Below are 22,290 nucleotides of genomic sequence, written 5' to 3'. Positions count from 1 at the left end.
GCGCGCCGCGGAACGGGCAATTCCTTTCCCCGGGACGGGCTCTTCCGGTGATCCTTCGCGCGAGACCGCTCCGCCGGTGGTGTGGCTCACGTGGAGAAAGTGACGGAATCACGAAGAAGGCCCCACCGTGACCGGCCGCGGCGACTGCTACTGTGCGTCGTCAATCGACCACATTTCGTCATTCCTGGGGGTGTGCGTGAAGGTCGCCTGCGTCGGCGGCGGGCCCGCCGGCCTGTACCTCTCCATCCTGCTCAAGCGGCAGGACCCGTCCCACGAGATCACCGTCCACGAACGCGACCCGGAGGGCTCGACCTACGGCTGGGGCGTCACCTACTGGCGAGGACTCCTCGACCAACTCCACGCCCGCGAACCCGAGTCGGCGCGCGCCGTCGAGGAGAACTCCGTCCGCTGGAACCAGGGCGTCGCCCACGTACGGGACCTGGTGACCCGTCAGCCCGGCGACGAGGGCCACGGCATCGGCCGCCACAAGCTCCTGGAGATCCTCACCGCCCGCGCCCGCGCACTCGGCGTACACCTGGAGTTCGAGCGCGAGATCACCCCCGACACCCTGCCCGAGGCGGACCTGGTCGTCGCGGCCGACGGCGTGCACAGCGCCCTGCGCACCCGCCACGCCCAGCACTTCGGCGCCCGGCTGACGACCGGCCGCAACCCCTACGTCTGGCTCGGCACCACCAAGGTCTTCGACTCCTTCACCTTCGCCTTCGTGGAGACCGGCCACGGCTGGATCTGGTGCTACGGCTATCCGTTCAGCTCCGAACGGAGCACCTGCGTCATCGAGTGCTCCCCCGCGACCTGGACCGGCCTCGGCCTGCACCGGGCGCAGGACGCCGACGGGACGGCACGGCTGGAGAAGCTGTTCGCGCACATCCTCGACGGCCACCCCCTGATCGGCCGCGCCCGCGGCGACGGCGGCGCCGCCTGGCTGACCTTCCGCACCCTGACCAACCGCACCTGGCACCGGGACAACGTCGTCCTGCTCGGTGACGCCGCCCACACCACCCACTACTCCATCGGCGCCGGCACCACCCTCGCCCTGGAGGACGCCTTCGCGCTCGCCGACGCCCTGCGCGACGGCCCCGGCCTCCCGCAGGCCCTCACCCGCTACGAGCGCGAGCGCACCGCGGCCCTGCTGGCCCCGCAGAGCGCCGCCCGGCACAGCGCCCAGTGGTACGAGAACCTCGACCGCTACATCGACCTGCCCCCGGAGCGGATGTTCGCCCTGCTCGGGCAGCGCCACTCGCCCCTGCTGCCCTACGTCCCGCCCCAGTTGTACTACCGGCTCGACAAGGCCGCCGGGCAGCTGGAAGCCCTGCGCCGCCTCAAGCGCTGGCTCGGCCCCCGGCTCGCCAGGACCGCGCAGAGCAGGACCCCGGCCGCCCGCGAGCAGCCCCACGGCACCCCGCGCTGAGCACGGCCCCACCGGGAGGACCGCCGACCGCCACGGCCCGGCGGTCCGGGCACCCCCACCGTCCGGCCCCCACCGTCCGGCCCCCACCGTCCGGCCCCCACCGTCCGGCCCGCGCCGGCGGACGAACCGCAGGTGACACACCGAACCGCAGGTGACGGACCGGACCGGTCGGTTCCGCACCCGGCCGTCACGGATGACAGACTGCCCCCATGGACGAGCGCGAATTCGGCAGGTCTGGTCAGCACGCATCCGTCATCGGTCTCGGCACCTGGCAACTGGGCGCCGACTGGGGTGACGTCGACGACAAGGAGGCCCTGGCGGTACTGGAGGCGGCCGCCGAGTCGGGCGTCACCTTCTTCGACACCGCCGACGTGTACGGCGACGGCCGCAGCGAGCAGACCATCGCCGCCTTCCTGAGCGGACGGCCCGACCTGCACGTGCTGGTCGCCACCAAGATGGGCCGCCGTGTCGACCAGATCCCTGAGAACTACGTCCTCGACAACTTCCGCGCCTGGAACGACCGCTCCCGCCGCAACCTCGGCGTCGACCGCATCGACCTGGTGCAGCTGCACTGCCCGCCCACCCCCGTCTACTCCACGGACGAGGTCTTCGACGCCCTCGACACCCTGGTGGAGGAGGAGCGCATCGCCCACTACGGCGTCAGCGTGGAGACCTGCGCCGAGGCCCTCACGGCGATCGCCCGGCCCGGCGTGGCCAGCGTGCAGATCATCCTCAACCCGTTCCGCATGAAGCCGCTGCACGAGGTGCTCCCCGCCGCCCGCGAAGCCGGCGTCGGCATCATCGCCCGCGTGCCGCTCGCCTCCGGCCTGCTGTCCGGCAAGTACACCAAGGACACCGTCTTCCCGGCGAACGACCACCGCACCTACAACCGGCACGGCGAGTCCTTCGACCAGGGCGAGACCTTCTCCGGCGTCGACTACGCCACCGGCGTCGAGGCCGCCGCCGAGTTCGCCGCCCTCGCCCCCGAGGGGTACACCCCGGCCCAGCTCGCGCTGCGCTGGATCGTCCGGCAGCCCGGCGTGACCACGGTGATCCCGGGCGCCCGCTCCCCCGAACAGGCCCGCGCCAACGCGGCCGCCGCCCGCCTGCCCGAGCTGTCCGAGGAGACCCTCACGGCGATCCGGGACCTGTACGAGCGGCGGATCGAGCAGCAGGTCGAGGACCGCTGGTAGTCAACACCGCGACCGGGGCGGAGAAAAACGCCGATCAGCGGGTACTCGCCGGGTGAACATCCACGCGAACCGGGGAGGACACGTGAGCACCGCAGTGGGGGACGAGCGTCGCAGAGGCCGTGACGAGACCGAGGAGGAGAGGGCCGACCGGAAGTGGGGCGAGCTGATCCAGGAGGTCCGCGTCGCCCAGACGGGCGTGCAGATCCTCTTCGGTTTCCTGCTCACCGTCGTCTTCACCCCGCGCTACGCGACCCTCGGGGACACCGAGCACGCGATCTACCTCGTGACGGTCGTCCTGGGCGCCTGCGCGACGGGCGCCCTGATAGGACCGGTCTCCCTGCACCGCCTGGTCTCCGGGCGGCGGGTGAAGCCCGAGGCGGTCACCTGGGCCTCCCGGATGACCTTCACCGGCCTGGTGCTGCTGCTCGCCACGATGACCTCCGCCCTGCTGCTGATCCTGCGGGTGGCGACCCACGACGCCTACGTGCCCTACCTGGTCACCGCTGTGGTCGCGTGGTACCTGCTGTTCTGGTTCGGCATCCCGATGTGGACCCGGCACCGCTACACCTCCCGCTGAGAGGCCTTCCGGACGGCGGCACGAGCGGAGAACACGGCCGGCGCTCGTGCCGCCGTCCGCCGTCCGTGGCTCAGTCCGTGGCTCAGTCCGCGGCGCGGGCCCCGCGCAGGGCCGCGATGCAACCACCGATCGCCTGCTGGAGGTCCTCTGGCTGCCGCACCATGTCGTCCTCGTGGAAATCCTGCGCGTCGTCGAAGCCCAGGACGAGGACGCGCAGACCGGCAGCCCAGGACAGTCACCGGCGCCGTCCACGCCCGTCACGCCGGTCGAGGACCGGGCGGACGGGCGGGGCGGACAGGTCGCGCGGCGCGGGATCAGGCGAACGCCTCGCGCAGTGCCGGCAGCAGGGTCTTCTCCGACCAGTCCAGGTACGCCGGCTGCGTGTCACCCCCGATCTGCACCAGGGCCACCTCGGTGAACCCGGCCTCCGCGTAGGGGCGGACCGCTTCGACGAAGGCGTCCGGGTCGTCGCCGCAGGGGATCGACGCGGCCACGTCGTCCGGGGTGACGAACTGGGTCGCCGCCTCGAAGGAGTCCGGGTGCGGCAGCTCGGAGTTCACCTTCCAGCCGCTGCCGAACCAGCGGAACTGGGCGTGCGCCCGCTTCACCGCCGTGTCCCGGTCGGGGTCGTAGGAGACCGGCAGCTGGCCCACGCGCGGCTTGCCCGCACCACCGTGCCGGTCGAAGGCCTCCAGCAGTCCCGGCTTCGGTTCGGTGGCGATCACCAGGTCGGCGAGGCGGCCCGCGAGCGCGCACGACTGCTCCCCGGAGACCGCGATGCCGATCTCCGGCGGCTGGTCGGGCAGGTCCCACAGGCGGGCCGAGTCGACGTCGAAGTGCGTGCCGTGCCGCGTCACGTGGCCGCCCTCGAAGAGCGCGCGGATGATCTCCACGGCCTCCTCGAGCATCTCGTGCCGCACGTTCACCGGCGGCCAGCCGCCGCCCACCACGTGCTCGTTGAGGTTCTCCCCGGAGCCCAGCCCCAGCCGGAAGCGGCCCTCGGACAACAGCTGCATCGTGGCCGCCTTCTGCGCCACGATCGCCGGGTGGTAGCGGACCGTGGGACAGGTCACGTAGGTCATCAGCGGGATGCGGGAGGTGGCCTGGGCGGCGGCGCCCAGCACGCTCCACGCGTACGGCGAGTGCCCCTGCGACCGCAGCCACGGGAAGTAGTGGTCCGAGGTCACCGAGAAGTCGAAGCCGGCCTCCTCGGCCCGCACCAGATGGCCGACCAGTTCACGGGGGCCGGCCTGCTCGGTCATCATCGTGTATCCGATTCGCACCATGGGTGCCGGGTCCCCCGGCGGGCGGGGGAGGAAACGGGCCACGGGCGGGACGGGAAATCCCCGCGGTGTCCGCCCGGCGCACGGGGAAGGATGCGGGCATGAGCGCCCGTCCCCTGCCTTCCAGCACCCCGTCCGCCCAGGGCGTCGACGCCTCGGGCGTCCTCGCCTTCCTCGACGCCGTCGAGGCGGCCGAGGCCATCGAGCCGCACAGCCTCATGGTCCTGCGGCACGGCCGTGTCGTCGCCGCCGGCTGGTGGGCGCCGTACGCGCCCGACCGCCTCCACCTGCTGTACTCGCTGAGCAAGAGTTTCACCTCCACGGCCGCCGGGTTCGCCGTGGCCGAGGGGCTGATCGGGCTCGACGACCCGGTGATCTCGTACTTCCCCGAGTTCGACGCCGACATCACCGATCCCCGCAGCCGCGCGATGCGGGTACGGCACGTGGCGTCGATGGCGAGCGGGCACGAGGCCGAGACCCTGGACCGGGCCCGCGCCCTCGACCCCGACGACCTCGTCCGCGGCTTCCTGCTGCTGCCGCCGGACCGCGAGCCGGGCACGGTCTTCGCCTACAACCAGCCCGCCACCTACACCCTCGCCGCGATCCTCCAGCGCGTCACCGGCCAGTCGCTCACCGCCTACCTGCGGCCCCGGCTGCTGGACCCGCTCGGCTTCGGCGAGGTCGCCTGGCCGACCGACCGGACGGGCCGCGAGCTGGGATTCAGCGGCCTGCACGGCACCACCGACGCGATCGCCCGACTGGGTCAGCTGTACCTGGACGAGGGCCGTTGGGAGGGGCGGCGGCTGCTGTCGCCCGAGTGGATCGCCGAGGCGACCCGCGCGCACGTACCGACCGCGGGAGCCATGGGCGACGCCGACCGGCAGGACTGGGACCGCGGGTACGGCTTCCAGTTCTGGCGGTCCCGGCACGGCTACCGCGGCGACGGCGCCTACGGCCAGTTCTGCCTCGTCCTGCCCGAGCACGACGCCGTCGTCGCCACCACCGCGGCGACCCCCGACATGCAGGGCCTGCTCGACCTCGTCTGGGAACACCTCCTGCCGGCGTTCCGCCCGGCCCCGCTGCCCGGCCCCCGGGACGCCGACACGGCACTCGCCGACCGTCTCACCCGCCTCGCCCTCCCGCCCGCTCCCGGAAAGCCCGCGCCGCCGGAACGCCCGCGGGAGTGGCGGGGCGCCGGCTTCATCCCGTACGGCGGTGTCCGCGCCGACCGGCCGAGCCTCACCGGTGTCACCGTCACGGCGGACGGCGACGGCTGGACGCTGGTCCTCGCCGAGGGCGACGACCGCCTGACGGCGCGCCTGGGCACCGGCGCCTGGACCGTGACCGAGGAACCCGTGCCCCTCGCGGTGAGCGGCGGCTGGAGCGACGGCGACACCCTCACCGCGGACCTCGTCCTCCTGGAGACCCCTCACCGGCTCCGGGTGACCTGCACCCTCCCGGACGGCACCTTCACCGCCCGCTGGGCCACCCAGCCGCTGCACGGCGGCCCGCTGCGCAGGATGCGCGCGCCGCGCGGCCCGGTCCCCTCCGACGGAACCTAGGTTTTCCGTCCGGGCCGGGCCGGACCGGGCCGGGTCAGACCGGACCGGGCCGGAAGGTCGTGAGGAAGGCGTCCAGGGCCCGCCGGTTGGCGGTGGTGTCCCAGTCGGCGGCGGGGGTCGTCCAGCGCAGGGAGAAGCCGCGGTGGCCGCCGAGCAGGAAACCGCGGCCGAAGGTGCGCACCCGGGTGCCGTCGACGTCGACGAGCCATTCCATGTCGGCCGCCTCGTACCCCTGGTACGTCGTCGCCTCGATCGCCCCGATGCGCTCGAACCCGTCCGCCCCGCGCAGTCCCGGCTCCACGTCCTCGCGCCAGACGGCCACCGGGTCCGGGCCGACCCGCTCGCTGTAGGTGACCGCGAGGGTGCGCGGGTCGCCCTCGGCGCCGAAGGTGACGCGGTAGGCGAGGTCCCCGGAGCGCGCGGTGTCCAGCCGGGTCCAGCCCTCGGGGAGGGCGACGGAGAAGCCCTCGGGCGCCCGGAGGACCCGGAAGCCGGCCGGCAGGGTCCCGGCGGTGGCCGACGGGGAGGCGGCCGTGGGGCTCGGGGCCGGGGCCGGGGTCGGGCTCGTGTCCGGGGAGGTGGCGGGCGGCGAGGCGGGCGCCGGCCGGCCGGGGTCCGGCGCCGGCACGCCGGTGACTCTGTCGGCGCCGTCCTCGCCGGGCGGGGCGCCGGGCGAGGACGGACGGGACTGGGCGCTGTCCGACGCCGTCTGTTCGATGCCGGGCAACTGGCCCGTCGCGGCCAGCGCGGCGACCGCCACCGTGACCACGGCCAGCGCGGTCCCCGCGGCCATCGTCCGCCCGCTCCACCGCGGACCGGCGACCCGCGCGACGGCGTACGCCCGCCGCAGCCGGGGCGCGGGCACGGCGTGCGTGTCCTCCTCCAGGGCGCGGACGAGGTTCTGGCGCGCCGTCGGCCGGGTCATCCGCTCCCGTGATTCCTTGCGCAGCAGGCCCTGGACGGCGGGTCCGAGCGCACCGGAGCGCAGGGGGGTGCGCAGCGGCAGCCGGTCCACGCCCTTCAGCGTGGCCTCCGGCCGGTCCCGGTCCCGGTAGGGCGGCCGGCCCTCGACGACCGTGTAGAGGATCGCGCCCACCGCCCACAGATCGGCCGCCGGCCCGATGCGTTCGTCGCGCGCCTGCTCGGGGGAGGCGTACGCCGGGGCCGCGAGCCGGGGGGCGAGGGTCGCGCCGGCGAGGCCGAAGCCGGTGACGACGACCGGGCCGCGCGCCCGCACGAACACCTGACCGGGGCTCAGTTCGCCGTGGGTGATGCCCTCACCGTGGGCCGCCTCCAGCACGTCGAGCAGTTCCAGCCCGATCCGGGCGGCGCGGGCGGGCCGGAACACGCGTCGCTGCTCGATCAGTTGGCCGAGGGGGAGGCCGTCGATCCACTCGGTCACGGTCCACAGGGACCCCGCCTCCACGAGGGCGTCGAGGACGGTGGCGATCCGGCCGGGGCACACCCGGGTCATCGTCTCGGACATCCGCACCACGCGTTCGGCGGCCCGGTGCGCGTCCTCCTCGGCGAGGTCCGCGGGCAGCTCGATCCGGGTGACCAGACACGGCCGGGAACCCGCCGGCCCGTCGGCGTACTCGCCGTACCAGCTGACGCGGTTCGTCTCGCGGTGGACGACGCCGAGGAGCCGGTACCGACCGGCGACCAACTCGTGCGTGGAGACGTGCGCCTTGACCATGGTCATCCCTCGCTGAACCCCGGCTGCTCACCTTTCCCAGTGGTACGGCGGTCGAGAGGGTGCGCGTTCAAGAGCGGAGCGACTCGGCGGGATTTCTGTCTTTCGGTCAAAAACGGCGCGCGCCCGTGCGGGGAAACCCGTGCGGGGAAAGGAGCATGACGGCGAGCGGTCCGGCCGTGCGACCAGCGGTGAACCCGCGCCGGCCGCCCGGGGAGACACCCGCGCCGGGTGCCCGCGGAAACGCCTGCGGCGGCCGTCGGCCGGAAACACCGCGGCGGCCGTCGGTCCCTTCCCGGCAGAGGCCGCCGCGGACGTTTCCCGGTCTCAGCGCAGGCCGAAACGCCCGACCCAGGACGCCATGTCCGCGGCCGACGCGTTGCCCCCGCACACCACCAGTCCCAGCCGGGCGTCGGGGCCCACCCGCTCCACGACCCGCCGGGCGGCCGGCAGCAGACATCCGGCGGCCGGCTCGGTCCACACCTTCGCGTGCTCGGCCAGCTCCAGACAGCCCCGCACGGCCTCCCGGTCCGGCACCACGAGCACCTCGCCGACCAGCGCCGAGACGTGCTCGTACGTCAGCGGCGCGACGGCCGGCGCGCTCAGCGTGGTGGAGATGGACGACACCTCCACCGGCACCGGACCGCCGGCCTTCAGCGCCTCCGCCATCGCCTCCGCGCCCTCGGTCTCCACCCCCCAGATCCGCACCCCCGGCCGCAGCGCCCGCAGGGCCGCGGCGACACCGGAGATCAGCCCGCCGCCCCCGACGCTGACCAGGACGTCCGTCAGCTCGTCGGCGTCCCGCGCGAGCTCCAGGCCGACGGTGCCCTGACCGGCGACCACCACCGGGTCGTCGAACGGGTGGACCAGGGTCAGCCCCTCGTCCCGCAGGTCGTTCACGAGCGAGAAGGCGCTGCCCATCCCGTCCGTCAGCCGTACCGAGGCGCCCGCCTCCTCGACGATCTCGACGGCCCGGGCGGGTGCCGAACGCGGCATGACGACCGTGGCCTTCACGTCGAGGGCGGCGGCCATGACCGCCACCGCGATCCCGTGGTTGCCGCCGCTCACCGCGACCACCCCCGCCGCCCGCTCCGCCCCGGAGAGCGAGAGCAGTTTCGCCGTGGCCCCGCGCGCCTTGAAGGAACCGGTGCGCTGGAGCAGCTCCAGCTTGACGGTGACGGGGACACCGAGCAGCCCGGACAGTCCGGGACTCGGGAGGGTCGGGGTGCGGACGACGTGCCCGGCGATCCGCTCCGCCGCGGCTTCGATGTCCGTGATGCCGATCAAGACGACCACCTTTCCCGCGCGCTGTGCCGCGCGCTCCCCGCACCCTGTCGCGCGGCGGTGGACCGGGTCAACCGGGGTCCGGACGGTGGTCAGAGGTCGCGCCGCACCAGGAAGTCCAGCAGCGACCGCAGGTCGTCCGCGGCCCCCGCCCGCAGCGGCACCCCGGCGAGCGCCGACTCCACGGCGGACACCTGCCGGCGCGCCTCGGCGAGTGCCGCCGCCCGGCCCCCGGCCTCCTCGGCCAGCGCCGCCGCCTCGACGGGATCGCCCCCCGACTCCAGCAGCCGGGCGAGGCGCCGGGCCGCCGGCCGGGGGGACTCCAGGGCCGCCAGCACCGGAAAGGTCTTCTTGCCCGCGCGCAGGTCACCGTGGACGGGCTTGCCGGTCACGGCCGGATCGCCCCAGATCCCCAGCAGGTCGTCGACCACCTGGAAGGCGATCCCGAGATGCCGTCCGGCCCGGTCCAGCGCGGTGACGGTCGCCTCGGGGGCCCCGCCGAGCACGGCGCCCAGCGCGGCGGCGCAGCCCAGCAGCGCGCCGGTCTTGCCCTCGGCCATCGCCCGGTACGCGTCCGGCCGCACCCGCTCGGGCCCCGACCAGGGCCGCGCGGCGAACAGCAGGTCGTCGGCCTGCCCGTGGACCAGCCCGGCGAGCGCCCCGGACAGCAGCCGTACGCCGCCGGCGCCGCCGGGGGCCGCGGCGAGGGTCTCGACGGCCAGGGCGAACAGGGCGTCACCGGCGAGGACCGCGGGTCCCGTGCCGTAGGCCTTCCAGACCGTGGGGCGGCGCCTGCGCGTGGGGTCGCCGTCCATGATGTCGTCGTGCAACAGGGAGAAGGCGTGCACGAGTTCGACCGACACGGCCGCGGCGACCCCGGCCCGTGCGGGCGCTCCCGCCGCCTCGGCGCCGAGCACGGCGAGGGCCTGCCGCAGCCCCTTCCCGCCGGAGGCGGCGGTGGGCGCCCCGCCCACCTCGCACCAGCCGAAGGAGTACGCGGCCATCTCGCCCACCCACGGATGCAGTCGGCCGACCGCTTCCGCCAGCGCGGGCCGCACCAGCGTGCGGCAGCGGTCGAGGACGGCGGGGGCGGCCGGCCCCGCCGCCGGCGCGGCGACCGCCGTGGAGAGCCCCGTGCCCGAAGGCGCCGTCGCGGAGAGCGCCGTCGCGGAGAGCGCGGTGGTGGAGAGCGCCGTCACCGTGCGGCCTCCGCGGTCGCGCCGCCCGGACGGCCGGCGGCCGTCCCGATGCCGAGTTCCTCCTCGGCCCGCGCCACCATCTCCCGTGCGTGCCGCAGTCCGATCCGCTCCAACTCCGCTGCCAGTCGCGTCAGTTCCGTGGCCGTCTCGGAGCGGTCGCGGCCCAGGCGGGCCAGCGACTTGGCCAGCCCGAGCCGGGCGAGGGCCGTCCCGCGCGGCTCGCTCATCGCGCCGAACTCCGCGAGGGCCTGCTGGTAGAGGTCCCGCGCCTCGGCGTAACGGGCCGCCCGGTACAGGACGTTGCCGCGCATCTTGTGGTTGTAGGCCAGTGCGCCGGTGAGGTTCATCGCACGGCAGGCCGTCTCCGCCTCGGCCAGCAGGACGAGGGCGCGCTCGGTGTCGCCGTCCCGCACGGAGACGACGTCCGCCAGGCCGCGCAGCGCCCAGGCGTGGCCCCGCCGGTCGTCGGCGCGCGCGGAGATCTCGGCCGCCTCCTGGAACAGCGCGTAGGCGGTGTCGAAGTCCCCGGAGTTGCGGTGCATCTGCGCGATGCCCTCCAGCGCCCACACCGTGTGCCGTGCCTCGCCGCGCCGGCGGGCCTCGGCCAGGAGCTGTTCGTGCAGCCTGCCGACGGCCTCGTAGTCGCCCTGGATGCGGCCGGTCTCCGCGAGCCCGGCCAGCGAGTAGCCCCGGACGACGACGTCCCCGCCGCGCTCCCCGAGGTCGGCCGCCAGCGCCAGCAGCCGCCGGGCCAACGGGAAGGCGCCCCGCTGCCGGGCCAGGGTGCCGCCGCTCCACAGGGCCCATGCCATCGCCGCCACGTCGCCCGCGTCCCGGGCCGCGCGGTAGCTCGCCTTCCAGGCCCGGTCGGCCTCGCCCACCTGGCCCAGCCTGCGGTGCGCCTCGGCGACCGCGAGCCCGGAGCGCGCCACCTCGGCCCGTTCACCGGCCCGCTCGGCCGCCGCCAACTGCTCGGTTCCGGCGGTCAGTACGTCGACCAGGGACGAGTTCACCGACAGGGTGGTGAGGGCGCCCTGGTACTCCGGGGCGAAAGCCTTGCCGTACATCGGTTCCTTTCGGCCATCACGTATACACTGTGTGTATACATGGCGTGTATAGTGCGTCCGGAAAACGCCCCGGTCGAGAAGACGACCGGGGCGGGCGTCATCGGACGCCGCGTGTCGTTGCCGGTCAAGACGTGTGTACGGCGGACCGGGTTGCCTGTGAGGCGCAGATCACTCGACGGGCCGCGGCACGGTGGGCCGCCGGGGCGGCGGGGGAGGGGTACCGCCCCGCGCTCAGCCCGGCGCGTCCGTCCCGGGCTCCAGCAGTCCCTCCCGGTGGGCGATCGCCGCCGCCTCCGTACGGCCGGCCGCGCCCAGCTTCGCCAGGATGCCGGAGACGTGGACGCCGGCCGTCTTGGCGCCGATGAACAACTCCTCGCCGATCTGCCGGTTGCCGCGGCCGCGGCCGCGGCCGAGGGCGAGCAGCCGCAGGACGTCCCGTTCCCGGGCCGTGAGGACGGCCGGTCCCTTCCGGCCGGACGCCACGGGCGTCAGGCGGCCCCGCCGGACGGGGGCGTCCACCCGTGCCGGCAGCGGCGCCGCCCGCAGTCGTACGGCCGTCTCCCGGGCGGCGCGGGCCTCGCCCGCCGCCTCCTCGCGCCGGCCGGCGGCCGGCAGGGCCTCCGCCGGCCGCAGCCGGCAGCGCGCCCGCTCGTACACGTCGCCGAACGCGAACGCGGCCATCGCCCGCTCCCAGGCCGCCGCGTCCGGCTCGTCGGCCGCCCGCGCCCGCTCGGCCCCGGCCCGGGCCGGCCAGGCCTGCCCCTCCGGGCCCTGCGGCCTCCCGGCCGCTGAACGCGGTGGTGAACGCCGTGGGTGGCACGGCTCCATCCCGGCACGCGGCACCGACGACACCGCCCGGCGGCGGGGCGGACCCCGCGGGGGAACGGGCTGCCGGGCGTCAGCGGTTCAGCGACCGCGCCCAGTCGTCCGGCAGCCGGCCCGCCGGGCCGGGCACGGGCTGGTCCAGAGGGTGGGAGGACGGCTGCGCCAGGTCCGGGCCGGACTCGTACAGCTCGTCGCCGTCGTAGTCCCAGAACCAGTCCTCGCCCGGCTCGAAGCTCTGCACCAGGGGATGCCCGGTGGACTTCCAGTGCGCGGTGGCGTGCTGGGCGGGGGAGGAGTCGCAGCAGCCGACGTGGCCGCACCGGGCGCAGCGCCGCAGGTGGAACCACCAGCCGCCGCTCGCGTCGCACTCGACGCAGCCGGTGCCGCTCGGCGGGACGCTCGGATCGATGGCGTGGGCGTCGGTCATACGGGCTCCTCGGCGGTGTCGGACGCGGTGTCGGAGGTGCTTTCGGCGTCGGTGCCGGTGCCGGTGTCGGCTCCGGCGTCGTTCGTGGGCTGCGGCGCGGTCAGCGGCAGCAGTACCTGGAAGCGGGTGTCGCCCGGCGCGGACTCGACCTGGAGGCTGCCGTGGTGCTTGTTGACTACGATCCGCCAGGAGATGTCCAGGCCGAGGCCGGTGCCCTCGCCGACCGGTTTGGTGGTGAAGAAGGGGTCGAAGATCCGGCTGCGGACGTCCGCCGGGATGCCGGGCCCGGTGTCGCCGAACTCGACCAGCAGCCGGTCGCCCTCACGCGCGGTCCGCACGGTCAACGTGCCTTCCCCGCCGACGCTGTTGATGGCGAAGACCGCGTTGTCGACGAGGTTCGTCCACACCTGGTTCAGCTCCGCCGGGTACGCGGGGACGTCCGGTACGCCGCGGTCGTAGTCCTTGACGACCTCGATGCTCTGCCCGATCTTCCCGGACAGCATCAGCAGCGTGCTGTCGAGGAGTTCGTGGACGTCGACGACCCGGTAGGGGGCGCGGTCGAGCTGCGAGTACTGCTTGGCCGCGTCGACGAGATGGGAGATCCGGTTGGTGGAGTCGTCGATCTCGTCCATCAACAGCTCGGTCTCGACGGTGTAGTTGAGCCAGCCGATCGCGTTGGGCAGGATGTCGGCCGCCACGGCCGCCGCGACCTGCTCCAGCCAGTCCACGTCGAGTCCGGCCTGCACGAACGTCGGCGCGATCCGCCAGCCCTCCGGGATGCCGTGGTCGTCGAGCCAGTCGGTCAGCTCGTCCTCCCGGTCGGAGGCCTCCAGGGGGCTCAGCACCGGAGCCTTGGCGACCCGTTCGGCGGTGCGCTCCTGGATCTCGATCAGTCCGGCGAGCACCTCGCGGGAGTAGGCGCCCTGCGAGATCACGGCGAGCTTGTGCCGCATCTTCGCCACCCGCTCCCGCAGCGTCGCCGTGGCCCGTACGGCCGCGGCGGCCGGGTTGTTCAGCTCGTGCGTGAGCCCGGCCGACAACGAGCCGAGCGCCAGCAGCCGTTCGCGCTGGCCGACGGCCCGCTGGGTGCTCTTCGAGCCGAAGAACAGCCCCTCCAGCAGGTGCGCGGCCATCGGGAACCACTCCTGCATGACGTCCGAGAACGACTGGGCCGGCAGCACGAAGAAGCGGGTCGGCTCGGTCACCCGCATCGAGTTGTTGTAGACCTGCGGCACCCGGTCCCCGAGGTAGGCCTGCATCGCGCCCGCGTACACACCGCGCTGCGAGGTGCGGCTGACCTCGACGTCGTCGCCCCCGACCCGGCGGTACAGCACCACCGTGCCCTCGATCATCACGTAGAAGCAGGTCGCCGGGTCGCCCTCGGTGTAGACCGGACCGGCCTCGAACCGCTCCACCCGCCCCTCGGCGCACAGCCGTCCGAGCTGCTCGGGGGAGAGCTTCTCGAACAGGAACAGCGTGCTGATCTCGGCCGGGTCGCAGGGCATCGGCGTCCCGCTCACGACTGCTCCAGATAACGGTGGACGAGCATGACGGCCATGGCTCCCTCTCCGACGGCGGACGCGACGCGCTTGGCGGACTCGGCGCGCGCGTCGCCCGCCACGAACACGCCGGGGATGTTGGTCTCCAGGTGGTACGGCGGCCGGTCCAGCTCCCATTCCGCCGGCGGCCGCCCGTCCGGGGTGAGGTCCGGCCCGGCCAGGATGAACCCGCGCTCGTCGCGCAGCACGGTGCCGTCCAGCCAGTCGGTCAGCGGGGCCGCGCCGATGAACACGAACATCCACTGCGCGTCGACGAGTTCGCTCGCCCCGCTGTCCACGTCCCGCAGCGTGAGCTGCTCCAGGTGCTCCGCCCCGTGCGCGGCCTCCACGACGGTACGGGTCCGCACCGAGATGTTCGGCGCCTCCTCGATCTGCTGGATCAGGTAGTACGACATCGACGCCGTCAGGGACTCGCCGCGCACCAGCAGCGTCACCGACTTGGCGCCCCGCGCCAGGTACATCGCCGCCTGGCCGGCCGAGTTGGCGCCGCCCACGATGTACACGTCCTGCCCCTGGCAGGAGGCCGCCTCGGTGAGCGCCGAGCCGTAGTACACCCCGCAGCCGGTCAGGTCCTCGCAGCCCGGCGCCAGGAGCTGCCGGTACGACACACCGGTCGCCAGGATCACGCTGTGCGCGGCGACCGCCGAGCCGTCGGAGAACCGTACGACGCGGGCGGCGCCGTTGACCTCCAGTCCCGTCACCTCGCGCGCGGTGAGGATCTCGGCGCCGAACCGGGTGGCCTGGCGGCGGGCCCGGTCGGTGAGCTGCGCGCCGGACACGCCGTCGGGGAAGCCGAGGTAGTTCTCGATGCGGGAGCTCTGCCCGGCCTGCCCGCCGGTCGCCGACCGCTCCACCAGTACCGTCCGCAGCCCCTCCGAGGCGCCGTAGACGGCCGCGCCGAGTCCGGCCGGGCCGCCGCCGATCACCACGAGGTCGTAGAACTCGGCCTCCGGGGTCGTCGCCAGCCCCACGCGGGCGGCCAGCTCGGGAGCGTCCGGCTCGGTCAGCGGGGTGCCGTCGGGGGTGATCACCAGCGGCAGTTGCCGGCCGTCCGCGCCGGCCGCGGCGAGCAGCCGCCGCCCCTCCGGCTCGTCGGCGGAGTACCAGCGGTAGGGGACCTGGTTGCGGGCCAGGAACTCCCGCACGTCGGAGGAGCGCGCCGACCAGCGGTGCCCGACGACCTTGGTGGCCGGCACGGGCCGGTGGTCGCTGGCGCGCCAGGCCGCGAGCAGGTCGTCCAGGACCGGGTAGAGCTTCTCCTCCGGCGGGTCCCACGGCTTGAGGAGGTAGTGGTCGAGGTCGACCACGTTGATCGCGTCGATCGCCGCGTTGGTGTCGGCGTACGCGGTCAGCAGCACGCGCCGCGCGCCGGGGTACACGTCCAGCGCCTGTTCGAGGAACTCGATGCCGTTCATCTGCGGCATGCGGTAGTCCGCGAGGATCACGGCCACCAGGTCGCCCCGCAGCTTCAGCTCGCGCAGGGCGTCCAGCGCGGACTCGCCGGACTCGGCGCGCACGATCCGGTACGCGGCGCCGTAGCGGCGCCGCAGGTCGCGGGCGACGGCGCGGGAGACCCCCGGGTCGTCGTCCACGGTCAGAATGACGGTCCGCGCGGTCTCGGCGGCCTGTGCCATACGTCTCCCACCCCGAGGGTTCAGGACTCGCCGCACGGCGGGCCCCGCGCCGGTTCCCGCCCATCGTATGTTCGATCGCCCGCGTCCGCTCCGGGGCCGGCGGGGCCGTGCGCTCCCGGTACAGGACGGGGCACCGTGGGTCGACACGACACGGGGCCCGCCGGCCGGGGACGGACGGGCACCCGCGGCCGGCCGGGAAGGCCACCCGCGGCCGGACCGGGGCGGGTCTCCGCCTTCACGGGCGCTCAGCACGCGGAACTCGTTGCCCCCGGGATCCTCCAGCACCACCCGGCCGAGGGCCTCGGCCGGGTGGTGCCCCGGCCCGGCCGGATCGGCCGCGTCGATGATCACCTGTCCCGACTCCAAGGTCATGACCGGAAGGCCGGTGGTGAAGACTGGACCCGACGAACCGAATCGATTCGGTGAAGAGAAGCGGGGAGGCGGCAGGATGACGGGCCCGATCACGGCAGGCGTCGACGGAACGGAAGAGAGCCTGGCGGCACTGGCCTGGGCGGCCAGGGAGGCCGTCCGGCGGGATCTGGCGCTGCGGGTGGTGCACGCCTGGCGGTTCCAGCCGGACGCGGCGGCCGAGGTGGCGGACCGGGACGCCCAGCGGGACTGGGTGCGGGCCGCCGCCGGGGAGGCCGTCGCCGAGGTCTCGGCGCGCCACCCGGGACTGCGGGTGACCGGCGACGTCCTGGAGGGCGAGCCGGCGGACACGCTGGTCGCCGCCGCGGCGGAGGCGGAACTGCTGGTGCTGGGCTCGCGCGGGCACGGCGCGGTCGTCGGCTTCCTGCTCGGTTCGGTCGGCCAGCAGGTGATCGCCGAGGCCCGCCGTCCGGTCGTCCTGGTGCGGGCCGGGGACAAGGCCGCCTCCGAGGTCGCCGGGCACGAGATCGTGGTCGGCCAGCACGGCTCGCCCGAGGACAGCGCGCCCACCCTGCGGTTCGCGTTCGAGACGGCGGCCGCCCGCGGCGCCTCCGTCCGCGCGGTGCGGGCCTGGACGCTGCCCCCGGTGTTCTCGTACAGCCCCGCCTCGCTCAAGTTGCTCGACGACGCGGGCGGCCTGGAGCCGTACGAGAAGAAGGCGCTGGCCGACGCCCTCGCCCCGTGGCGCGAGCGCTTCCCGGACGTACCGGTGGTGGAGCACGTGGAGATCGGCAGCGCCGGCCAGGTGCTGCTGTCGGTGTCCGGGCGGGCCCAGCTGGTGGTGGTCGGCCGACGGGCCCGCCGTACCGCCGTCGGCGCCCGGATCGGCTCGGTGGCGCACGGCGTGCTGCACCACGCGGACTGCCCCGTGGCCGTGGTCCCGCACGAGTGACGCGGGGGTCCCGCACGAGTGACGCGGGCGGGACCCGGCCCGTCCGGTGCCCGGCTCACTCCGGCGTCGTCGGCTCCAGGGTCTCCCGCGCGCGGGGCAGGATCCTGGCGATGTAGTCCTGCACGGCCGTGTCGAGGCCGATGTCGTGCTGTGCGCGCTCCGACAGGTACCAGCGGTGTTCGAGGAGTTCGTGGTAGATCTCCGCCGGGTCCATGGAGCCGCGCAGTTCGAGCGGTACGGCCCGCACGGTCGGCCGGAACACGTCCCGTACCCAGCGGTGCGCCAGCACCTCGGGGCGGGCGGCGAGGGGGTCGCCCGGGGCGTAGTCGTCCTGGGTGGCCATCCAGCTCTCCAGGTCGTTCAGCAGCCGCCTGGCCTGGTTCTCCTCGGTGTCCAGGCCGGTCAGCCGCAGCAACTGCCGCTGGTGGTGGCCCGCGTCGACGACCTTCGGCACGAAGGTGACCGTGTCGCCGTTGGAGGAGTGCTCGATCTGCATCTCCGCGACGTCGAAGCCCAGCTCGTGGAGCCGGCGGATACGGCGCTCGATGTAGTGGTACTTGCCCGCCGGGTAGACGGAGGTGCGCGTCAGCTCCTGCCACAGCCCCTGGTAGCGGGAGCAGATCTCCATGCCGAACTCGACCGGGTCCACCGACGGGTGCAGGGCGCCGGAGGCCTCCAGGTCGAGCAGCTCACCGCTGATGTTCACACGGGCCAGGTCGAGGTCGTAGTCGCGCTGTCCGGGGCTCAGCTGCGGATGCAGGTCACCGGTCTCGGCGTCGACCAGGTACGCGGCGTAGGCGCCCGCGTCGCGCCGGAACAGGGTGTTGGACAGCGAGCAGTCGCCCCACGCGAACCCGGTCAGGTGCAGCCGCACCAGCAGCACCGCCAGGGCGTCCATCAACCGGTGCATGGTCGCCGGCCGCATGGTCGTCTCGAACATCGACCGGTACGGCATCGACCCGCCCAGATGCCGGGTGACCAGGACCGGCTCCAGCGGGTCGCCCGCCGGGTCGACGCGCCCGGTGATCACGGCCAGCGGGTCGACGGCCGGGATGCCCAGCCGGTCCAGGTCGCGCAGCAGCTCGTACTCGCGCAGCGCCGGGCGCTCGGCCAGTTCCTTGACGGCGATCACCTCGTCGCCGGCGCGGGCGTAGCGCACCACGTGCCGGGAGATGCCGCGCGGCAGCGGTACGAGAAGGTCCTCGGGCCACTCCTCCAGCGGGAGCTGCCAGGGCAGTTCCAGCAGGAGGGCCGGATGCTCCGGATTGGTGGCGCTGATCTGCAAAGCCATGGCCCGACCTTAGACGGAGTGTTCCCGGGCCCGCTGGGCAGCCTCCCGCACGGACCCCCGGTGCACCGGCCCGTGGCCGGGCAGCAGCGTGTCGGCCGCCAGGGACCCGATCACGTCCAGCGAGGCCAGCGCGCGGGCCCGTTCGTGGTGGAACATGCCGGGCAACAGCTGCGGCCCCCGGATCCGCGAGGTGGCGTGCCCGCTGACCAGCGCGTCACCGGAGACGAGGATCCCGGCCTGCGGGAGGTGGAAGACGGTGTGGCCGTCCGTGTGACCGGGGGTGTGCACGGGCACGGGCCGGCCCGGCAGGTCCAGCGCACCGCCGGTGCCGGTGGCGGCGGGGAACGGCTCCGGGGCGGTGACCGGATGCTGTTCGGTGCCGCCGGAGCGCAGCACGTGCACCATCCACGGCAGGACACCGGGCCGCCAGGCGTTGCGCAGCACCGTCCCGACGCTCACCTGCTGGAGGAAGTCCCTCCGGGCGTGCGGGACTTCGGCCGGATGCAGGAGGACGGGCGTGCCGTACGCGGTGCGCAGGTGCTCGGCGGACCCGAGGTGGTCGTTGTGCGCGTGGGTGACGAGGACGGCGGTGACGGCCCGCGGTGAACTGCCCACCGCGGCGAGGGAGTCCAGCAGCCGCTGCCGGTCCGCCGGGTAGCCGGTGTCGATCAGGGTGACGGCGTCGCCCTCGGTGAGGATCACCCAGTTGGTGTTGCCGCCGTGCACCAGATAGGTGCCGTCCGCCACCTGCCGTACGTCTGCCCGCATGATCGTCCCGTGGGGTGAGGTCCGTGTCCGACGGGAACAGCAAAGCAGATCACCGGGGGACTCTGGCAGTGGCAGTGGCAGTGGCAGTGGCAGTGGCAGTGGCTGTCGCGAGTCTTTCGATACACGAATGCATCGGATACATTCCCGTATCGAACGGAGGTCCGACATGGCGGCGGAACAGACGGCGAGGCGTGTCACCCGGCGCCGGGTGCGCACCCGGGCCAACCTCCTCGACGCCGCCTTCGAGGTGTTCGCCGCCAAGGGCTTCGGGCGGGTCTCCATCGAGGAGGTCTGCGAGGCCGCCGGCTACAGCCGGGGCGCCTTCTACTCCAACTTCGCCAGCCTGGACGAACTCTTCTTCGCCCTCTACCGGCAGCGCGCCGACCTCATCGCCCGGCAGGTCGCCGACGCGCTCGCCGGGGACGGACCCGCCCTCGACGTGCCCGCGTCCGTGGACCGCGTCACCGAGGTGCTGCTCCTCGACCACGACTGGCTGCTGGTGAAGACGGACTTCCTCGTGCACGCCGCCCGCGCCCCGGCCGTCGCCCGCACGCTGCTCGAACACCGCGCGACGCTCCGTGGCGCCATCGCCGACCGGCTCGGCCGCGACCGCGGTCCCGACGCACCGCCCGCCGTCCTCGGCGACGCCGACGCCGCCGCCCGCGCGGTGGTCGCCGCCTACGACGGGGTCACCACCCAACTGCTGCTCGACAAGGACGTGGACGGGGCCCGCGCCTGGCTCAAGCAGCTCCTCACCGCGCTGCTGACCGAAGGCGGCGCCCACCCCGGGAGCCCCCCGGAGCACCACCCCGCAAGAGCTCCCGGGAGCCACCCCGAGCGCCACCCCGCAAGAGCCCCCGAGAAGCACCCCGAATGAGAAAGGCAACGGTCGCCATGGACGCGGACGTCATCGTCGTCGGAGCGGGCCTCGCCGGCCTGGTCGCGGCGCACGAACTCACCAGCAGGGGCAGGCGGGTCGCCCTGGTCGACCAGGAGAACGCCGCCAACCTCGGCGGCCAGGCGTTCTGGTCCTTCGGCGGGCTGTTCCTCGTCGACTCGCCCGAGCAGCGGCGCCTCGGCGTCAAGGACTCCTTCGACCTCGCCTGGAGCGACTGGCAGGGCAGCGCCCGGTTCGACCGCACCGACGACGAGGACTCCTGGGCGGTGCGCTGGGCGCGCGCCTACGTCGAGTTCGCGGCGGGGGAGAAGCGGACCTGGCTCGCCGGGCACGGCATCTCCTTCGTGCCGACCGTCGGCTGGGCCGAGCGCGGCGACCTGCGCGCCGACGGGCACGGCAACTCCGTGCCCCGCTTCCACGTCGCGTGGGGGACCGGCACGGGCGTCGTCGAGCCGTTCGTGCGGTACGCCCGGCAGGCCGTCCGGGACGGGCTGCTCACCTTCCACCACCGTCACCGCGTCGACGAGCTGCTCGTCGACGGCGCGGGCGGCGCGGGCGGCGCGGGCGGCGCGGCGCGGGGCGTACGCGGCACGGTCCTCGCGCCCGACGACTCGCCGCGCGGCGTCCCCTCCAACCGCGAGCGCGTCGGCGACTTCGAGCTGACCGCCCAGGCCGTCGTCGTCACCAGCGGCGGCATCGGCGCCGACCACGACATGGTCCGCCGCCACTGGCCCGAACGCCTCGGCACCCCGCCCGCCGAGATGGTCACCGGCGTCCCCGCCTACGTCGACGGCCGCATGCTCGACATCAGCGCCGCGGCCGGTGTCCGCCTCGTCAACCGCGACCGCATGTGGCACTACACGGAGGGCGTCCGCAACTGGGACCCCGTCTGGCCCGGCCACGGCATCCGCATCCTGCCCGGCCCGTCCTCGATGTGGTTCGACGCCCTCGGCCGCCGCCTGCCCGACCCCTGCCTGCCGGGCTACGACACCCTCGGCACCCTCCGGCACCTGCGCACCACCGAGGACATCGCCGGGTACGACCACTCCTGGTTCGTCCTCACCCGGAAGATCGTCGAGAAGGAGTTCGCGCTGTCGGGCTCCGAGCAGAACCCCGACATCACCGCCAAGGACCGCAAGGCCGTCCTGCGCGACCGCATCCTCGGCAGGGGTGCGCCGGCCCCCGTGCGGGCCTTCCTCGACCGGGGCGCGGACTTCGTCGTCGCCGACACCCTGGACCGGCTGGTCGAGAAGATGAACGGCCTGACGGACGAGGCGCTGCTCGACGCCGACGACCTGCGCCGCCAGATCCGTGCCCGCGACCTCCAGATGGCCAACCCGTACGCCAAGGACTCGCAGGTGCAGGGCATCCGCAACGCCCGCCGCTACATCGGCGACCGCCTCGGCCGCGTCGCGACCCCGCACCGCATCCTCGACCCCGAGGCCGGACCCCTCGTCGCCGTCAAGCTGCACGTCCTCACCCGCAAGACCCTCGGCGGCATCCAGACCGACCTGGACTCGCGCGCCCTCGGCGCCGACGGCAGCCCGATCGAGGGCCTGTACGCGGCGGGCGAGGTCGCCGGATTCGGCGGCGGCGGCGTCCACGGCTACAACGCCCTGGAGGGCACCTTCCTCGGCGGCTGCCTCTTCTCGGGACGCGCGGCGGGACGGGCGGCGGCCCGGCAGACGGGGTGAGACCGGGACCGGGCCCGTCCCCGGCGGAGGCCGCGGACCCGTCCCCGGCCGGCGATCACGCCGCCTCCCGGAACCGGCCGGGGGCCGGGCCGCCCCCGGCCGGGAAGGGGCGCGCCCCACAGCAGGGCAGGCGGCCCGTCCTCAGCCGAGGAGACGGGCCAGGACCGCCGCGTGGCCGTGCTCCGGATCCTTCACCGCGGTGAGCAGGGTCACCGGCCCCGAGGCCGCCAACTCCCGGACATGAAGAAGGAGTTCCTCCGCCTCGGGACCGGCCAGCTCGGCCTCGTAACGGCGCGCGAACTCCTCGTGGGAGCCGTCCCCCGCGTGGTACCAGCGGCGCAGCTCGTCCGACGGCGTCAGACCCTTGGGCCACTCGTCCACCCGCGCCGCGTCCTTCGCCAGGCCGCGCGGCCACAGCCGGTCGACGAGGACGCGGACGCCGTCCTCCGGCTCGGGCGGGTCGTACACGCGGCGTACGCGGACACTCATGGGCGGCCTCTCCACGGGGCGGGCGGTGGTGCCGAGGGTAAGCACGGGCCGGCCGCCCGCGCCGCGCGGCTTGACCTGAACGGGGGCGAATCCGAAG

The 22,290-nt window shown here is 74.4% G+C and carries 18 protein-coding genes and 1 pseudogene; 7 read left to right on the top strand and 12 right to left on the bottom strand.

The genetic code is table 11. The annotated features are described in order from the left end of the window. The first annotated feature begins 196 nt into the window (after window positions 1-196). The 3 genes from ACH4N1_RS28480 (at window position 197) to ACH4N1_RS28470 (ending at window position 3,199) form a co-directional block, all read left to right on the top strand. Window positions 197-1,429, top strand: a complete 1,233-nt coding sequence (locus ACH4N1_RS28480) for an FAD-dependent monooxygenase (protein WP_398101443.1) — start codon at window positions 197-199, stop codon at window positions 1,427-1,429. A gap of 209 nt (window positions 1,430-1,638) precedes the next feature. After that, window positions 1,639-2,622, top strand: coding sequence for an aldo/keto reductase (locus ACH4N1_RS28475; protein ID WP_398101440.1), 984 nt, complete (start codon window positions 1,639-1,641; stop codon window positions 2,620-2,622). An 82-nt stretch (window positions 2,623-2,704) separates the two neighbouring features. Further along, window positions 2,705-3,199 carry a DUF6328 family protein gene (locus ACH4N1_RS28470; RefSeq protein WP_398101437.1) on the top strand — a complete coding sequence of 165 codons (495 nt, stop codon included), beginning with the start codon at window positions 2,705-2,707 and terminating at the stop codon, window positions 3,197-3,199. A 314-nt stretch (window positions 3,200-3,513) separates the two neighbouring features. Here ACH4N1_RS28470 and ACH4N1_RS28465 read toward each other — a convergent pair whose 3' ends face one another. Next, window positions 3,514-4,485, bottom strand: coding sequence for an LLM class F420-dependent oxidoreductase (locus ACH4N1_RS28465; RefSeq protein ID WP_398101434.1), 972 nt, complete (start codon window positions 4,483-4,485; stop codon window positions 3,514-3,516). Between the two features lie 98 nt (window positions 4,486-4,583). On the opposite strand from ACH4N1_RS28465, the gene ACH4N1_RS28460 reads away from it, so the two are divergent. Continuing rightward, window positions 4,584-6,044: a serine hydrolase domain-containing protein gene (locus ACH4N1_RS28460; protein ID WP_398101431.1), complete on the top strand. Its 1,461-nt coding sequence runs from the start codon at window positions 4,584-4,586 to the stop codon at window positions 6,042-6,044. 34 nt (window positions 6,045-6,078) lie between these two features. On the opposite strand, the gene ACH4N1_RS28455 is transcribed toward ACH4N1_RS28460, so the two are convergent. The 8 genes and pseudogenes from ACH4N1_RS28455 to ACH4N1_RS28420 form a co-directional block, all read right to left on the bottom strand. After that, window positions 6,079-7,746, bottom strand: coding sequence for a protein kinase (locus tag ACH4N1_RS28455; RefSeq protein WP_398101428.1), 1,668 nt, complete (start codon window positions 7,744-7,746; stop codon window positions 6,079-6,081). A gap of 318 nt (window positions 7,747-8,064) precedes the next feature. Then, on the bottom strand, window positions 8,065-9,024 hold the full coding sequence (locus ACH4N1_RS28450; RefSeq protein WP_382790399.1) for a threonine/serine dehydratase: 960 nt from the start codon (window positions 9,022-9,024) through the stop codon (window positions 8,065-8,067). Between the two features lie 89 nt (window positions 9,025-9,113). Beyond that, on the bottom strand, window positions 9,114-10,220 hold the full coding sequence (locus ACH4N1_RS28445) for a polyprenyl synthetase family protein (RefSeq protein WP_398101426.1): 1,107 nt from the start codon (window positions 10,218-10,220) through the stop codon (window positions 9,114-9,116). Then, a complete protein-coding gene (locus ACH4N1_RS28440) occupies window positions 10,217-11,287 on the bottom strand; it encodes a tetratricopeptide repeat protein (protein ID WP_398101423.1) in 1,071 nt (356 codons plus the stop codon). The genes ACH4N1_RS28445 and ACH4N1_RS28440 overlap by 4 nt, the downstream gene beginning before the upstream one ends. Window positions 11,288-11,518: 231 nt before the next feature. Further along, window positions 11,519-12,097: pseudogene (locus ACH4N1_RS28435) on the bottom strand (LuxR C-terminal-related transcriptional regulator); the annotation flags it as partial. A gap of 88 nt (window positions 12,098-12,185) precedes the next feature. Beyond that, on the bottom strand, window positions 12,186-12,539 hold the full coding sequence (locus tag ACH4N1_RS28430) for a UBP-type zinc finger domain-containing protein (RefSeq protein WP_398101421.1): 354 nt from the start codon (window positions 12,537-12,539) through the stop codon (window positions 12,186-12,188). After that, complete coding sequence (locus ACH4N1_RS28425) at window positions 12,536-14,044, bottom strand: ATP-binding protein (protein WP_398101592.1); 1,509 nt, start codon at window positions 14,042-14,044, stop codon at window positions 12,536-12,538. The genes ACH4N1_RS28430 and ACH4N1_RS28425 overlap by 4 nt, the downstream gene beginning before the upstream one ends. Before the next feature lie 11 nt (window positions 14,045-14,055). Next, window positions 14,056-15,732: an FAD-dependent oxidoreductase gene (locus ACH4N1_RS28420; protein WP_398101418.1), complete on the bottom strand. Its 1,677-nt coding sequence runs from the start codon at window positions 15,730-15,732 to the stop codon at window positions 14,056-14,058. A 448-nt stretch (window positions 15,733-16,180) separates the two neighbouring features. On the opposite strand from ACH4N1_RS28420, the gene ACH4N1_RS28415 reads away from it, so the two are divergent. Beyond that, a complete protein-coding gene (locus ACH4N1_RS28415; RefSeq protein WP_398101416.1) occupies window positions 16,181-17,053 on the top strand; it encodes a universal stress protein in 873 nt (290 codons plus the stop codon). Window positions 17,054-17,108: 55 nt separating this feature from the next. On the opposite strand, the gene ACH4N1_RS28410 is transcribed toward ACH4N1_RS28415, so the two are convergent. Continuing rightward, a complete protein-coding gene (locus tag ACH4N1_RS28410; protein ID WP_398101414.1) occupies window positions 17,109-18,344 on the bottom strand; it encodes a DUF4032 domain-containing protein in 1,236 nt (411 codons plus the stop codon). Between the two features lie 9 nt (window positions 18,345-18,353). Next, window positions 18,354-19,112 carry an MBL fold metallo-hydrolase gene (locus ACH4N1_RS28405; protein ID WP_398101412.1) on the bottom strand — a complete coding sequence of 253 codons (759 nt, stop codon included), beginning with the start codon at window positions 19,110-19,112 and terminating at the stop codon, window positions 18,354-18,356. 166 nt (window positions 19,113-19,278) lie between these two features. Here ACH4N1_RS28405 and ACH4N1_RS28400 point away from each other — a divergent pair, with 166 nt between their 5' ends. Both ACH4N1_RS28400 and ACH4N1_RS28395 read left to right on the top strand, forming a co-directional pair. Beyond that, complete coding sequence (locus ACH4N1_RS28400) at window positions 19,279-19,989, top strand: TetR/AcrR family transcriptional regulator (RefSeq protein ID WP_398101410.1); 711 nt, start codon at window positions 19,279-19,281, stop codon at window positions 19,987-19,989. Between the two features lie 17 nt (window positions 19,990-20,006). Next, window positions 20,007-21,704: an FAD-binding dehydrogenase gene (locus ACH4N1_RS28395; RefSeq protein WP_398101589.1), complete on the top strand. Its 1,698-nt coding sequence runs from the start codon at window positions 20,007-20,009 to the stop codon at window positions 21,702-21,704. 141 nt (window positions 21,705-21,845) lie between these two features. On the opposite strand, the gene ACH4N1_RS28390 is transcribed toward ACH4N1_RS28395, so the two are convergent. Further along, window positions 21,846-22,193, bottom strand: coding sequence for a DUF488 domain-containing protein (locus tag ACH4N1_RS28390; RefSeq protein WP_398101408.1), 348 nt, complete (start codon window positions 22,191-22,193; stop codon window positions 21,846-21,848). Between the last annotated feature and the right edge of the window lie 97 nt (window positions 22,194-22,290).

Origin of the sequence: Streptomyces sp. NPDC017202 (genome assembly GCF_044331705.1) — a bacterium.
Lineage (GTDB): Bacteria > Actinomycetota > Actinomycetes > Streptomycetales > Streptomycetaceae > Streptomyces.
The sequence above is the reverse complement of the archived record's forward strand: the minus strand, read 5'-3'. Positions and strand labels throughout refer to the sequence as shown.

Coding starts and splice junctions, on each gene's coding strand:
- ACH4N1_RS28420 (WP_398101418.1), bottom strand. CDS start 15,732: ATGGCACAGGCCGCCGAGACCGCGCGGACCGTCATTCTGACCGTGGAC.
- ACH4N1_RS28440 (WP_398101423.1), bottom strand. CDS start 11,287: ATGTACGGCAAGGCTTTCGCCCCGGAGTACCAGGGCGCCCTCACCACC.
- ACH4N1_RS28390 (WP_398101408.1), bottom strand. CDS start 22,193: ATGAGTGTCCGCGTACGCCGCGTGTACGACCCGCCCGAGCCGGAGGAC.
- ACH4N1_RS28405 (WP_398101412.1), bottom strand. CDS start 19,112: ATGCGGGCAGACGTACGGCAGGTGGCGGACGGCACCTATCTGGTGCAC.
- ACH4N1_RS28475 (WP_398101440.1), top strand. CDS start 1,639: ATGGACGAGCGCGAATTCGGCAGGTCTGGTCAGCACGCATCCGTCATC.
- ACH4N1_RS28465 (WP_398101434.1), bottom strand. CDS start 4,485: ATGGTGCGAATCGGATACACGATGATGACCGAGCAGGCCGGCCCCCGT.
- ACH4N1_RS28410 (WP_398101414.1), bottom strand. CDS start 18,344: ATGGCTTTGCAGATCAGCGCCACCAATCCGGAGCATCCGGCCCTCCTG.
- ACH4N1_RS28400 (WP_398101410.1), top strand. CDS start 19,279: ATGGCGGCGGAACAGACGGCGAGGCGTGTCACCCGGCGCCGGGTGCGC.
- ACH4N1_RS28455 (WP_398101428.1), bottom strand. CDS start 7,746: ATGACCATGGTCAAGGCGCACGTCTCCACGCACGAGTTGGTCGCCGGT.
- ACH4N1_RS28415 (WP_398101416.1), top strand. CDS start 16,181: ATGACGGGCCCGATCACGGCAGGCGTCGACGGAACGGAAGAGAGCCTG.
- ACH4N1_RS28425 (WP_398101592.1), bottom strand. CDS start 14,044: ATGCCCTGCGACCCGGCCGAGATCAGCACGCTGTTCCTGTTCGAGAAG.
- ACH4N1_RS28430 (WP_398101421.1), bottom strand. CDS start 12,539: ATGACCGACGCCCACGCCATCGATCCGAGCGTCCCGCCGAGCGGCACC.
- ACH4N1_RS28395 (WP_398101589.1), top strand. CDS start 20,007: ATGGACGCGGACGTCATCGTCGTCGGAGCGGGCCTCGCCGGCCTGGTC.
- ACH4N1_RS28460 (WP_398101431.1), top strand. CDS start 4,584: ATGAGCGCCCGTCCCCTGCCTTCCAGCACCCCGTCCGCCCAGGGCGTC.